The organism is Streptomyces sediminimaris (assembly GCF_047049295.1).
GTDB classification, from domain to species: Bacteria; Actinomycetota; Actinomycetes; order Streptomycetales; family Streptomycetaceae; genus Streptomyces; species Streptomyces sediminimaris.
Window position 1 is genome coordinate 2337802 of record NZ_JBJWOT010000001.1, and the last position, 12892, is coordinate 2350693.

The following is a 12892-nucleotide window of genomic DNA, read 5'->3' on the forward strand; positions in this document are numbered from 1 at the left end:
TCATCCCTGGGTCTTCTGGATGGCTTCTCGAAGCACCTGGCGGTCGTCGAAGGGACGGACCACCCCGGCGATGTCCTGGCCCTGCTCGTGGCCCTTGCCCGCGACCAGCACGGTGTCCCCGGGCTGCGCGCGGGCGACGGCGGCGGCGATCGCGGCGGCCCGGTCCTCGAAGACCTGGACCTCGCCGCGTTCGTGTGCTGGTACGGACGCCGCACCCTCCAGCATGGTTGCAAGGATCGCGAGGGGGTCCTCGGAGCGGGGATTGTCGGAGGTCAGTACGGCGGTGTCGGCCAGCCGCGCCGCCGCCGCGCCCATCGGCGCCCGCTTGGTCCTGTCGCGGTCGCCGCCGCAGCCGAGCACGACGTGCAGGCTGCCCTCGGTGACCTTGCGCAGGGCGCGCAGGACCGACTCGACGGCGTCGGTCTTGTGGGCGTAGTCGACGACCGCGAGATACGGCTGCCCGGCGTCCACCCGCTCCAGGCGCCCCGGCACGCCCGGCACGGCGGCGATGCCGTCGGCGGCGGCCTGCGGGTCGAGGCCCGCGACGGCGAGGGCGACGATCGCGGCGAGGGTGTTGGCCACGTTGAAGGGGCCGGGCAGCGGCGACTTGGCGTCGATCCGCTCGCCGTCGGGGCCGATCGCGGTGAACGTCGAGTCCAGCCGGCCGACCTCGACGTCCTCGGCGCGCCAGTCGGCGTCGGGGTGGCCCTCGGCGGAGTAGGTGACGACCGGCACGGTCGCCTCCTTGGCCAGCCGGCGGCCGTACTCGTCGTCGACGTTGACGACGCCGAGCCTGCTGCGGGCCGGCGTGAACAGCTGCGCCTTGGCCTGGAAGTAGTCCTCCATGCCGGAGTGGAACTCCATGTGTTCCGGGCTCAGGTTGGTGAAGACGCCGATGTCGAAGACGCAGGCGTCGACCCGGCCGAGGACCAGGGCGTGGCTGGAGACCTCCATGGCGACGGCCTCGACGCCGCGCTCGCGCATGACCGCGAACAGGGCCTGCAGGTCGGTGGCCTCGGGGGTGGTGCGCTCGGACTTGATGCGCTCGTCACCGATGCGCATCTCGACCGTGCCGATCAGTCCGGTGTTGCTCTTGGTCTTCAGCCCCCCCTCGACGAGGTAGGCGGTGGTGGTCTTGCCGGAGGTGCCGGTGATGCCGATCTGGAGCAGGTCGCGGCCCGGGTGGCCGTAGATCGTGGCGGCCAGTTCGCCCATCTGCGCCCGGGGGTCGTCGACGACCAGGACCGGCAGACCGGTGGCCGCGGCGCGTTCGGCGCCGGTCGGGTCGGTCAGCACCGCGGCCGCGCCGAGGCCGGCGGCCTGGGTGACGAAGTCCGCGCCGTGCAGGCGGGCGCCGGGCAGGGCGGCGTAGAGGTCTCCGGGGCGGACGGCGCGCGAGTCGTGGGTGATGCCCGTGACGTCGGCGGCGCTTTCCGGCCGTGCGGCACCCAGCTGATCGGCAAGTTCCGCGAGGGGTGTGGCGGAGACCTGAACCGGCCTGGGCGGCCCGGGGTATGTCACGGATACGCCCTTCTGGGTGGTTTGGGACTGATCAGCGTGTGGCACGGCGGTGAGCGTACCGGGCGCACCTGCCTGCGGGCTAAACAGGGACCCGCGCGCAGCGCGGCCCGGTGGGGGCGGTGGCGGCAGACGGGCGGGCGGGGACAGCGGCGGGCTCTGGTTCCCGGGATCGGGAGTGATCATGGTCACGGGGCGTTCCTGGCTGAGTGCGCTGGTCAGGGCTTGAAGCTGACGGGAAGGTTCGCGGGCTTGGCCCCGGTGGGCGGGACCTGGAGGGTCTTCAGGGCGAACTCCATGACCTGCTTGAAGATGGGCCCGCAGATCTGGCCGCCGAAATAGCTGCCGCTCGTGGCGTTCTGGATGGCGCAGTAGACGGTGACGCGGGGCTTGTCCGCGGGCGCGAATCCGGCGAACGACGAGGTGTAGCCGCGGTACTTGCCGGTGGCCGGATCCACTCGGTTCGCGGTACCCGTCTTGCCCGCGACCCGGTAGCCGGGGATGCGCGCCTTGGTGCCCGTGCCCTCCTGGTCGTCGACGACCGACTCCAGCATGTGGGCGAGGGTCTTCGCCGTCTTGGCGCTCACGACCCTTGTCTTCTTGGGCTTCCCGGTCGGTGTGAAGCGCCCGTCGGGTCCCTTCGTGCCGCGTACGAGCGTGGGTTCGACGCGTACGCCGCCGTTGGCGATGGTCGAGTAGACGGAGGCCGCCTGCAGCGCGTTGAGGGACACGCCCTGGCCGAAAGGAATCGTGTACTGCTGCGAGGTCGACCACTTGCCGGGCGGGGCGAGGATGCCCTTCGTCTCACCGGGGAAGCCGAGGCCGCTGTAGCTGCCGAGGCCGAACTTGCGCAGGTACGAGTAGAGGACCCGGTTGGCCTGCGCCTGGGTCTTGCCCAGCTGACCGGTGGCCAGGATGGTGCCGATGTTGCTGGACTTGGCGAGCACGCCGTTGAGCGTCAGGTTCCAGGTCCCGTGGTCGATGTCGTCCTTGAAGAGCCGGTCGCCGCGGTGCAGCCGGTTCGGCACGACGACGTGCGTCAGCGGGGTCGCGACGTTCTCCTGGAGCACGGCCGCCATCGACATGATCTTGGCGGTGGAGCCGGGCTCGAAGGCGTCCTCGACGGCCCAGTTGTGCAGCGCGCTCGAACTCGCCCTGGACAGGTCGTTGGGGTCGAAGCCGGGCGAGTTGGCCATGGCCAGGATCTGGCCGGTCCGGGTGTCCTGCACCACCACGTAGCCGCGGTCCGCCCTGGACTTGGCGACCTGCCGGCTGATCGCGTCCTGCGCGGCCCACTGGATGTCGCGGTCGATGGTGAGCTCGACGTCGCTGCCGGGCACGGCGGGGGTCTCGGTGGAACCCGCGGTGGGGACCTGGCGACCGCCGGACTGGGCGTAGCGGATCTTGCCGTCCTTGCCGGCCAGCTCGCGGTTGTACTGCCGTTCGACGCCTCCGCCGCCCTTGCCGTCGAGGTTGACCCAGCCCAGTATCCCGGCGGCGAGGTCGCCGTTGGGGTAGACCCGCTTGCTGCTGGGGTCGGCGAAGACGCCGGCGAGCACGTCGACCGTGGACCTGTCCGTCTCCCCCTTGGCGGCGAGGGCCGACCTCAGGTCCTTGATCTGGGTCCAGACCTGCGGGGTCTGGCGGCGGGCGAGCAGGACGTAGCGCAGGTCCTTGTTGGCGGGGCGCAGCTTCCTGACGATCGACTCCTGGTCGACGCCGAGGATCGGCGCGAGGAGCGCGGCCGCCTGCTCGGGGCCGTCGTCGATCTTCAGCTGCTCACGGTTGAACATCGTGGGGTCGGCCGTGATGTCGTAGGCGTCCACGCTGGTCGCCAGGGCCACGCCGTTGCGGTCGGTGATGCCGCCGCGCTCGGCTGCCAGGACATGGCCCACGTAGCGGTTCTGCTCGGCCTTGGCGGCGTACGCGCTCGCGTCGACGGCCTGCACCTGCAGCAGCCGTACGACGAAGGCGATCAGGACCAGGGCGAGGGCCAGGCCGACCATGCGCAGCCGGGGGCGTGGGCTGCCCAGCCGGAGGATTCTGGGGGGCGCTGGCCGGGCCGGCGCCGGGCGGCGGGCCGGGCGGGCGCCCGGGCCCGGGCGCCGGCCGGAGGCGGGACGCGCGGGGCCGGGCACGCGGCGGCGCGGCGATTGCCTGTCTCCAGAAGCGTCTGGCACTTCCGTCACCTGCCGGGGGTCGGGGTCGTCGGAGTGGGGAGGGCGGCCGGAGTGGTCGGCTGTTCGGGGAGGGCCGCCGGGGTGGTCGCCCGGTCGGGAAGCGCGGCGGGGGTGGTCGCCCGGTCCGGGAGCGCGGCCGGGGTGGCCGCCCCGAGGGACGGGTCCGTGGGCGCCGGGGACGCGCCGGGGGCCGCGGACTCGGAGGCGAGGGCCTCGGGCGGGAGCAGGACCAGCGGCCGGTCGGCGGCGGACTGCTCGGCGGCCGCCGAGGGCACGCCCTTCACGGTGCCGTCCGGGCCGAGGAAGGCGGGGTCGCCGCCGGGGACCATGCCGAGCTCGCGGGCACGGCGCTGGAGGGCCTCCGGCGCGGAGTAGGAGTCGATGTCGCGCTGGAGCGCCTGCTGCTCGTCGGTGAGGCTCTTGGTGTCCTTCTGCAGGTCGTCGAGTTTGAACGAGCCTTCGCTGACCGCGGAGTTCAGCAGCAGCAGTCCGATCAGGCCGCCGCCGAGGAGCAGCACGACGAGGAGGACGAAGGGGGTGCGGGCCGCCCTTCCCCGGTTGGCGGGTCCCGGGAAGAGCCGCGCGAGACGAGCGGCCCGCCCCCTCAGTTCGGGTTTCCTACTCACACCGCCTCCAGTGAGTCCGGTTTCCCAACTCGCTCACTCCCCGATTTGTTGCCCGACGTGTGCGCCGGCCCGCCGGCCGGCCTGTTCGCCGGGCCGTTCTTTCGCCCGTTCGACGAGCCTGCTCACTCGGCGTCCTCCCTGATGCGCTGGGCCCCGCGCAGCCGGGCCGGTGCCGCCCGCCGGTTCTCGGCGACCTCTTCCTCGGTGGGAAGTTCGGCACCGCGGGTGAGCAGCTTGAGCCGGGGCTGGTAGCGCTCGGGCACGACCGGCAGCCCGGGCGGGGCGGTGTTGGCGGCACCGGCCGCGAACACCTGCTTGACCAGACGGTCCTCGAGCGAGTGGTACGACAGCACGGCGATCCGCCCGCCCACGTCCAGCGCCTTCACCGCGGCCGGGATCGCCCGCTCCAGGACGGCGAGTTCGCCGTTGACCTCGATGCGCAGGGCCTGGAAGGTGCGCTTGGCCGGGTTGCCGCCGGTGCGCTTGGCGGCCTGCGGCAGCGCGTCCCGGATGACCTCGACGAGCCGCGCGCTGTTGCTGAACGGCTCCTTCCCGCGCTCGCGCACGATCGCGGAGACGATGCGCCTGGCCTGCTTCTCCTCGCCGTACGCCCGCAGGATCCGGACGAGTTCGCCCGCCGGATAGGTGTTCAGGACCTCGCCGGCACTCATGCCGGCCGTCTGGTCCATGCGCATGTCGAGCGGTGCGTCCTGGGCGTAGGCGAAGCCGCGGCCAGCCTCGTCGAGCTGCATGGAGGAGACGCCCAGGTCGAACAGGACGCCCTGCACGCGCGCGATGCCGAGCCGCTCCAGGACGCCGGGGAGCTCGTCGTAGACGGCGTGCACCAGGGTGGCGCGCTCGCCGAACGGGGCCAGCCGCTCACCCGACAGGCGCAGTGCCTCCTTGTCGCGGTCGAGGGCGACGAGCCGGGCCCCGGGGAACCGCTCCAGCAGGGCCTCGCTGTGCCCGCCGAGGCCCAGCGTGCAGTCGACGACCACCGCTCCGGGCCGCTGGAGGGCGGGGGCCAGCAGGTCCAGGCACCGCTGGAGCATCACCGGCACGTGCCGGCTCCGACCCACCGGTCGCCCACCACCGCCCTCGTACGACTGCGCTTCGCGCCCCATGTGATCGTGGGCCCTCTCAGATCCGGCGCGGCCGTACGCACCACCGGGTTCCCCGCCCTTCCCCGGCAGGCCGGGGGTCCCCGGGGAAAGGGGGGCCGTGCCGGCGCCGGAAGCGTCGGCCGGCCGGGGGCGGGAGGAGGCCGAGCCGTACGTACGCGCCGCGCACGCGGGGAGGCCGTCCGCGCGTCCGGCCTCCGGGAATGTCAGTCCAGCGGGGAGGGCCTCGCCTCCCGCTCCGCGTCACTTTAGTCCACGGTCTTGCGCGGTCAATCAACCGGCCTGCGCGTCGCGCGGCCGGATGAGTGCGATGCGGCGCGGGCGGGGAAAACCATCCGCACGGACCCGACTCCACACGTGTGGCGTACCTCACAACAGGAGTGTGATGACACCCTTTTCCCGCCCCCACACCGCGACCGGATCGCGTATGACCAGTAACGTCACAGGTATGACGACTTCCGCATCCGTTCCCACCGAGTCCGAAGGCGCCATACGCGGCGGCTCCGTCACCGACCGCCTCGTCGAGGCGAACGAACGGTACGCCGCCGATTTCACCGACCCCGGCATGGACGCCCGCCCCGTCCTGCACGTCGCGGTCGTGGCCTGCATGGACGCCCGTATCGACCTGCACAAGGCGCTCGGCCTGCAGCTCGGCGACTGCCACACCATCCGCAACGCCGGCGGTGTGGTCACCGACGACGTGATCCGCTCGCTCACCATCAGCCAGCGCAAGCTCGGCACCCGCAGCGTGGTGCTCATCCACCACACCAACTGCGGCATGGAGTCGATCACCGAGGACTTCCGCACCGAGCTGGAGGAGGAGGTCGGCCAGCGCCCCGCCTGGGCGGCGGAGGCCTTCGCCGACGTCGACCAGGACGTACGGCAGTCCATGCAGCGCGTGCGCACCTCGCCGTTCCTGCAGCACACCGACGACGTACGGGGCTTCGTCTTCGACGTGAGGACGGGCCTGCTGCGCGAGATCGATCCCGCCTGACCGCCACCCGGCCCTTCGCGTTTTCCGCAAAACCCGCGCATGCTGGAGCCCAAGCGCCGTAAAACCCGACATATCGCAGCCAGTTGTCCACAGTCGAGTGACACGAATCGGTAACGGCAGCAAGAATGCGGGAGTGACGTCACGCGGAACTACCCACGCGTGGTGTCCGTGTTCCGGGGTGGGCCGGTCCGCATCGCCAAGCGACGGCCCGGTGAAAGAAACGGGCCGAGGAGGGCCGGGTGACGACCTATGACGATCGAGCGAGCCTCACTGATCTGACTGCCACTGTGGAGCGGGTCCGCAGTTCGGTGGAAGGAGTGATCGAGGGCAAGCCCGAGGTCGTACGGCTTTCGCTGACCGTACTGCTCGCCGAGGGACATCTTCTGATCGAGGATGTCCCCGGCGTGGGCAAGACCATGCTCGCCAAGGCGCTGGCCCGGTCCATCGACTGTTCGGTCCGGCGCATCCAGTTCACCCCGGATCTGCTGCCCTCGGACATCACCGGCGTGTCGATCTGGGACCAGCAGCGCCGGGACTTCGAGTTCAAACCGGGCGCGATCTTCGCGCAGATCGTGATCGGCGACGAGATCAACCGCGCCTCCCCCAAGACCCAGTCGGCGCTGCTGGAGTCGATGGAGGAGCGCCAGGTCACCATCGACGGGCAGACCTACGAACTGCCGAGCCCCTTCATGGTGGTGGCCACCCAGAACCCGGTCGAGATGGAGGGCACCTACCCGCTGCCCGAGGCCCAGCGCGACCGCTTCATGGCCCGGGTCTCCGTGGGCTATCCCAGCGTGGAGGCCGAGCTGCAGATGCTCGACGTGCACGGCGGTGTGTCCCCCCTGCAGGACCTCCAGCCGGTGGCGCACGCGCACGACATCGTGAAGCTGGTCGAGGCGGTCCGCGGCGTCCACGTCGCGGAAACGGTCCGCCGGTACGCGGTGGACCTGGTGGCCGCCACCCGCACCCACCCCGACCTCAGACTCGGCGCCTCACCGCGCGCGACGCTGCACCTGCTGCGCGCGGCGAAGGCGGCCGCGGCCCTGAACGGCCGGGAGTACGCGCTGCCGGACGACGTCCAGGCACTCGCCGTCGCCGTCCTGGCCCACCGTCTGCTGCCCACCGCGCAGGCCCAGCTCAACCGCCGCACCTCCGAGCAGGTGGTGCAGGAGATCCTGCAGCGCACGCCGGTACCGGCCGCGCCCCAGCAGCAGAGCGGCTTCGGCGGCCTGAGCCGCGGCGCCCCGGCGTATCCCCAGCAACCGCCGCGGAGGCTGTGATGGCCGGCGGGGGGACGGGGCAGGCGGACACCGGCCGGGGCGAGAAGGGCGGTCTTCGCACCGCCCTGGCCGGTCTGACCACCTGCGGGCGCTCCTTCCTGGCGGCCGGCATCGCGGCCGCCGTCTGCGCCTACGTCCTGGGGCAGAGCGATCTGCTGCGGGTCGGCCTGCTGCTGGCCGCGCTGCCCCTGGTCTGCGCGGTGTTCCTGTACCGCACGCGCTACCGGGTGGCGGGCAGCCGCCGCCTCTCCCCCGGGCGCGTGCCCGCCGGCAGCGAGGCCCGGGTCCATCTGCGGATGGACAACGTCTCGCGGCTGCCCACGGGCCTGCTGATGCTCCAGGACCGGGTGCCGTACGTGCTCGGCCCGCGCCCCCGGTTCGTGCTGGACCGGGTGGAGCCGGGCGGCCGCCGCGAGGTGTCCTACCGGGTCCGCTCCGACCTGCGCGGCCGCTATCCGCTCGGCCCGCTGCAGCTGCGCCTGACCGACCCGTTCGGGATGTGCGAGCTGACCCGGTCCTTCTCCACGTACGACACCCTGACGGTGATCCCGCGCGTGGAGGCGCTGCCTCCGGTGCGGCTGGCCGGCGAGGCGAAGGGGTACGGCGACGGGCGGCAGCGCTCGCTCGCCCTGGCCGGCGAGGACGACGTGATCCCGCGCGGCTACCGCCACGGCGACGATCTGCGCCGCGTCCACTGGCGCTCCACCGCCCGCTACGGCGAGCTGATGGTGCGCCGCGAGGAACAGCCCCAGCGCGCCCGCTGCACGGTCCTGCTGGACACCCGGGGCATCGCCTTCGAGGGCGCCGGACCCGACTCGGCCTTCGAGTGGGCCGTCTCGGGCGCCGCGTCGGTGCTGGTGCACATGCTCGAGCGGGGTTTCTCCGTACGGCTGCTGACGGACACCGGCAACTCGGTGCCCGGCGAGGGCTCCGACGGGTTCGCGGGCGCGAGCCAGGAGACGGCCGACTCGGCCGGGCTGATGATGGACACCCTCGCGGTGGTCGACCACTCGGACGGCACCGGCCTGTCCCGGGCGTACGACGTGCTGCGCGGCGGGAACGAAGGGCTTCTGGTGGCCTTCTTCGGCGGCCTGGACGAGGAGCAGGCCGCGGTGGCCGCCAAGATGCGCCAGCGCAGCGGGGGCGCGGTCGCCTTCGTCCTGGACAGCGGTGCCTGGCTGCGGGAACCCACCGATGTGCCCGGGGCGTCGGACCGGCACCAGGAGCGGCTGCGGATGCTGCGCGAGGCGGGCTGGACGGCCCTGAGCGTGCCGCGGGGCGCCTCGCTGGGCGAGCTGTGGCGGCAGGCGGACCGTGAGCGCACGGGCCTGGCCGCGACGACGGGGACGAGCGGTGAGGGGGCGGGCTCATGAGCGGGCGGGCACGACTGGCGCTGTGCGCCTGGGCGGCCACGCTGATGGCGTCCTGCGCCCTGCTGCCCCTGGTCTCCCCCGCCACCTGGATCCTGCAGGCGGCCGTCCTGCTGGCGGTGCAGACGGGCGTCGGCGCGGCGACCCGCCGGGTGCCGCTGGCGCGGCCGCTGACGGTCGCGGCGCAGGCCCTGGTGACGCTGCTGCTGCTGACCCTGGTCTTCGCCCGGCAGCAGGCCCTGGCCGGGGTGGTGCCGGGGCCCGAGGCGTTCCGCCACTTCGCCGAGCTGCTCCGGCAGGGGGGCGACGACATCGCGCGGTACTCGATCCCCGCGCCCCTGGAGTCCGACGGCATCCGGCTGATGCTGCTCGGCGGGGTGATGCTGATCGGCCTCGCGGTGGACACGCTCGCGGTGACCTTCCGCAGCGCGGCCCCGGCCGGACTGCCGCTGCTCGCGCTGTACTCCGTCGCCGCGGGACTGTCCGGCGGCGGCGCCGACTGGCTGTGGTTCCTGGTCGCGGCGGGCGGCTATCTGATGCTGCTGCTGGCCGAGGGCCGTGAGCGGCTCGCGCAGTGGGGCCGGGTCTTCGCCGGGGCGGCGCGCGCGCCCGGCGGGGAGCCGGGCGCGGTGGCGCCCGTGCGCACCGGGCGGCGCATCGGGATGGTCGCGCTCGGTGTCGCCCTCGTGGTGCCGCTGGCCCTGCCCGCGATGAACGGCGGTCTGCTGGACGCCGCCGGGACGGGCGTGGGCAACGGCACCGGAGGCGGCGGCACGATCTCCGCGGTCAACCCGCTGGTCTCGCTGCGCGACAGCCTGAACGTGGACCAGGACCGCCAGGTCATGTCCCTGAAGACGAACAGCAGCGACATCTCGAACCTGTACCTGCGGATCGTCTCCCTGGACGACTTCGACGGCAGCACCTGGCGGCCGTCCAAGCGGCACGTCACCGGCGTGCCGGACAGGTTCCCGACCCCGTCCGGCCTCGGTGCGGACGTCAAGCGGGCGGAGATCGAGACCCGTATCTCGGCCGCCGACTGGTACGCCCAGGACTGGCTGCCGATGCCGTATCCGCCGAGCGGCGTGGACGTGCCGGGCAAGTGGCGCTACGAACCGGTCGGCATGACCCTGGTCGGCGACCACGGCGAGACCACGCGCGGCAAGACCTACCTGGTCAAGAGCCTGGACGTGGAGCCGACGGCGGAGCAGCTGGCGAACGCGCCTGCGCCGCCCGCCGCCATCCTGCGCAACTACACCAAGGTGCCGGACTCGGTGCCCGCGGTGGTGGCCAGGACCGCCCGCGCGGTGACCGAGGGGGCGACCACCCACTACGAGCAGGCGGTCAAGCTCCAGGACTACTTCGCGGTCGACGGCGGCTTCCAGTACAGCACCCAGGTGCAGGTGGGAAGCGGCCCGAAGGCGATCGCCAAGTTCCTGAAGGACAAGGAGGGCTTCTGCGTCCACTTCTCCTTCGCGATGGCGACGATGGCCCGCAGTCTGGGCATCCCGGCCCGGGTGGCGGTGGGCTTCGCACCGGGTACGCCGCAGGCGGACGGCTCGGTGTCGGTGGGCCTCAAGGACGCCCACGCCTGGCCCGAGCTGTACTTCGAGGGAGTGGGCTGGACCCGCTTCGAGCCGACTCCGAACCGGGGCGTGGCCCCTTCCTACACGCAGACGGACACGCCGGGCAGCAGCCTTCCCGACGTGGCGCGGCCCACGCAGTCGGCGGGTGCGGCGGCCTCGTCCGCGCCGTCGGCGAGCACGAGCTGCTCGGCCGTGGACAGGAAGCTCCAGGCCTGCGCGGGCGCACTGCCGGTGGACACGGCCAAGCCGCAGGACGCGGGTGTGCCCTGGTACCGGATCGCCGCGTGGGCCCTGCTCGCGCTCCTCGTGATCGCCCTTCCGCTGCTGCCCATGCTGTGGCGCCTGCGACGGCGCTCGGCGCGGCTGGCCTCGGCCCAGCACTCCGCGTCCGGGCCGGCGTCGGCCCGGCGGGGCCGCGGAGCCCGCGATCCGGACGCCGGGTCCACGGACGACGTGGATCCGACGGCTCTGCCGGTCGAGGCCGCGGCGGGGTACGCCGCCGAGGTGGCCGCGCACCACGTCCTGGCCGTCTGGCGCGAGCTCACCGACACCGCCTGGGACTACGGCATCGTGCCGGACGACGCGCTGACCCCGCGCAGGGCGGCCGCGCGCATCGTGCGCCTCGGGCAGCTCGACGCGGCAACGGCGCACTCCGTGCACCGGGTGGCGAGCGCAGTGGAACAGGTGCTCTTCGCGCCGGAGCCGCACGCCGAGCCCGGACTGGCGGACGACGTCCGCAGGATGCGGGCGGCGCTGCGGTCCGGGGCCGGCCGGACCACCCGGGTGCGCGCGGTCCTGGCCCCGCGTTCGGCCGTGCGGGCGGTGTGGGAGGCGACGGAACGCTGGACGGCGGCCAAGGCCCGCTGGGCCGGGCGGGGATCGGCGCTGGCGGCACTGGTACGACGTCCGTCCGGGCAGCAGAGCGGCGGCTGACGCGAGCCGGGGGCCGGCCTCGCCACGCGCGAGCCGACTCGGCTCACGGACCACGGACCGGTTCGTGTCCGCATGCCACGGACCCGACCCGGCTTGCGGACTACGGGCCAAGCCCGGCGGGCAACCTGCGAGACAGGGCCGGCTCACGCCCTGCAGGCGCGGCCCGGCTTGCGCCCCGCGGGCGCGGCCCGGCTCACTCCTCGCGGGCGCGGCCCGGCTTGCGCCCCGCGGGCGCGGCCCGGCTTGCGGACTTCGAGGCAGGAGCGGTTCACGCCCTGCCGGTCAGGCCCGGCTTGCGGACTTCGGATCAGGGCCGACTCACGCCCTGCCAGTCAGGCCTGGCTCACGCGTCGCGGGCGCGGCCCGGCTTGCGGACTTCGGGCCAGGGCCGGCCCGCGCCCTGCCGGTCACGCCCGGCTCACGGGCTGCGGACCAAGACCGACCCCCGGCCCGCCGGCCAAGCCCGGCCCACGGGCCACAGGCCAAGCCCGGCTCACGAGCTGCGGCCAAGCCCGGACTGCAGGCCCGGCCCGGCTCACGCCCCGCGGGCGCGGCTCGGCGGGCAGCCTGCGGGGCTGGGCCGGATCACGGGCTGCCGGTCACGGTCGGTTCGCTCGCGGCCTGCCGGCCCGGCCGCCCCACGGGCGCGTGAGTGAGGGGGTGACCACCCGGTGGGTGGTCACCCCCTCACTCACGTGGACGAGGTGTCAGTGACCCTGTTCGTCGCGGCGGCGCTGCCAGCGCTGCTCGATACGGTCCATCATCGAGCGCTTCTGCCGTCCCTGGCGGCGCGCGTGCGGGGCGCCGGCGGCGGGCTGTTCACCCGGCTTGGGGGCCTTGCGCCAGCCGGTCACGGCGAGCACCGCGCACCCCAGCATGACCAGGAAGCCCACCACGCTCAGCCACACCTGCTTGGCGACCATTCCAGCCATGAGGAGCGCGATACCCACGAGGAAGCCCGCGACCGCCTGGTAGACCCGCCGTCGGGTGTACGTACGCAGCCCGCTTCCCTCGAGCGCCGACGCGAACTTGGGATCTTCGGCGTACAGCGCTCGCTCCATCTGCTCGAGCATGCGCTGCTCGTGCTCCGAGAGCGGCACGGAGTCCTCCTCATCGTGCAGTCGCCGGGGCGACCCGGGGGGTCCCTTCAGGATAGGCAGGGAATCGCCCCCGTGAAACCCGCCCCTCTGCGCCAATTGACCAACCGGTACCCGCCATGCGCGGCCCCGGCTCGCTGAGTCCTGCATTCCCCAACGGCCGACCCGTCATGCCGGGCGGTCTTCCTCG

9 protein-coding genes are annotated in these 12892 nt (G+C 73.3%); 4 read left to right on the top strand and 5 right to left on the bottom strand.

What is annotated here, in order from left to right:
* From ACJ9NR_RS11035 to rsmH, 4 genes are all read right to left on the bottom strand, one after another.
* Window positions 1–1521 carry a UDP-N-acetylmuramoyl-L-alanyl-D-glutamate--2,6-diaminopimelate ligase gene (locus ACJ9NR_RS11035; RefSeq protein WP_412487348.1) on the bottom strand — a complete coding sequence of 507 codons (1521 nt, stop codon included), beginning with the start codon at window positions 1519–1521 and terminating at the stop codon, window positions 1–3.
* 215 nt (window positions 1522–1736) lie between these two features.
* Window positions 1737–3524, bottom strand: a complete 1788-nt coding sequence (locus ACJ9NR_RS11040; protein WP_412487349.1) for a peptidoglycan D,D-transpeptidase FtsI family protein — start codon at window positions 3522–3524, stop codon at window positions 1737–1739.
* Between the two features lie 179 nt (window positions 3525–3703).
* Window positions 3704–4324 (bottom strand): cell division protein FtsL, encoded by a 621-nt coding sequence (gene ftsL, locus ACJ9NR_RS11045; protein WP_412487350.1) that lies wholly within the window; start codon window positions 4322–4324, stop codon window positions 3704–3706.
* A 122-nt stretch (window positions 4325–4446) separates the two neighbouring features.
* Window positions 4447–5403 (bottom strand): 16S rRNA (cytosine(1402)-N(4))-methyltransferase RsmH, encoded by a 957-nt coding sequence (gene rsmH / locus ACJ9NR_RS11050; protein ID WP_412487351.1) that lies wholly within the window; start codon window positions 5401–5403, stop codon window positions 4447–4449.
* Between the two features lie 490 nt (window positions 5404–5893).
* Between rsmH and ACJ9NR_RS11055 the strand changes: the two genes are divergently transcribed.
* From ACJ9NR_RS11055 to ACJ9NR_RS11070, 4 genes are all read left to right on the top strand, one after another.
* Complete coding sequence (locus ACJ9NR_RS11055) at window positions 5894–6439, top strand: beta-class carbonic anhydrase (RefSeq protein ID WP_412487352.1); 546 nt, start codon at window positions 5894–5896, stop codon at window positions 6437–6439.
* A 239-nt stretch (window positions 6440–6678) separates the two neighbouring features.
* Window positions 6679–7719: an AAA family ATPase gene (locus tag ACJ9NR_RS11060; protein WP_412487353.1), complete on the top strand. Its 1041-nt coding sequence runs from the start codon at window positions 6679–6681 to the stop codon at window positions 7717–7719.
* Window positions 7719–9092: a DUF58 domain-containing protein gene (locus ACJ9NR_RS11065; RefSeq protein ID WP_412487354.1), complete on the top strand. Its 1374-nt coding sequence runs from the start codon at window positions 7719–7721 to the stop codon at window positions 9090–9092. Before ACJ9NR_RS11060 ends, ACJ9NR_RS11065 begins: the two co-directional genes overlap by 1 nt.
* Window positions 9089–11605: a transglutaminase TgpA family protein gene (locus tag ACJ9NR_RS11070; RefSeq protein WP_412487355.1), complete on the top strand. Its 2517-nt coding sequence runs from the start codon at window positions 9089–9091 to the stop codon at window positions 11603–11605. Before ACJ9NR_RS11065 ends, ACJ9NR_RS11070 begins: the two co-directional genes overlap by 4 nt.
* A gap of 707 nt (window positions 11606–12312) precedes the next feature.
* Here ACJ9NR_RS11070 and ACJ9NR_RS11075 read toward each other — a convergent pair.
* Entirely contained in the window at window positions 12313–12705 is a 393-nt protein-coding gene (locus tag ACJ9NR_RS11075) for an SCO2097 family morphological protein (RefSeq protein WP_099928183.1), read from the bottom strand.
* Between the last annotated feature and the right edge of the window lie 187 nt (window positions 12706–12892).

Coding starts and splice junctions, on each gene's coding strand:
- ACJ9NR_RS11040 (WP_412487349.1), bottom strand. CDS start 3,524: ATGGTCGGCCTGGCCCTCGCCCTGGTCCTGATCGCCTTCGTCGTACGG.
- ACJ9NR_RS11055 (WP_412487352.1), top strand. CDS start 5,894: ATGACGACTTCCGCATCCGTTCCCACCGAGTCCGAAGGCGCCATACGC.
- ACJ9NR_RS11065 (WP_412487354.1), top strand. CDS start 7,719: ATGGCCGGCGGGGGGACGGGGCAGGCGGACACCGGCCGGGGCGAGAAG.
- ACJ9NR_RS11070 (WP_412487355.1), top strand. CDS start 9,089: ATGAGCGGGCGGGCACGACTGGCGCTGTGCGCCTGGGCGGCCACGCTG.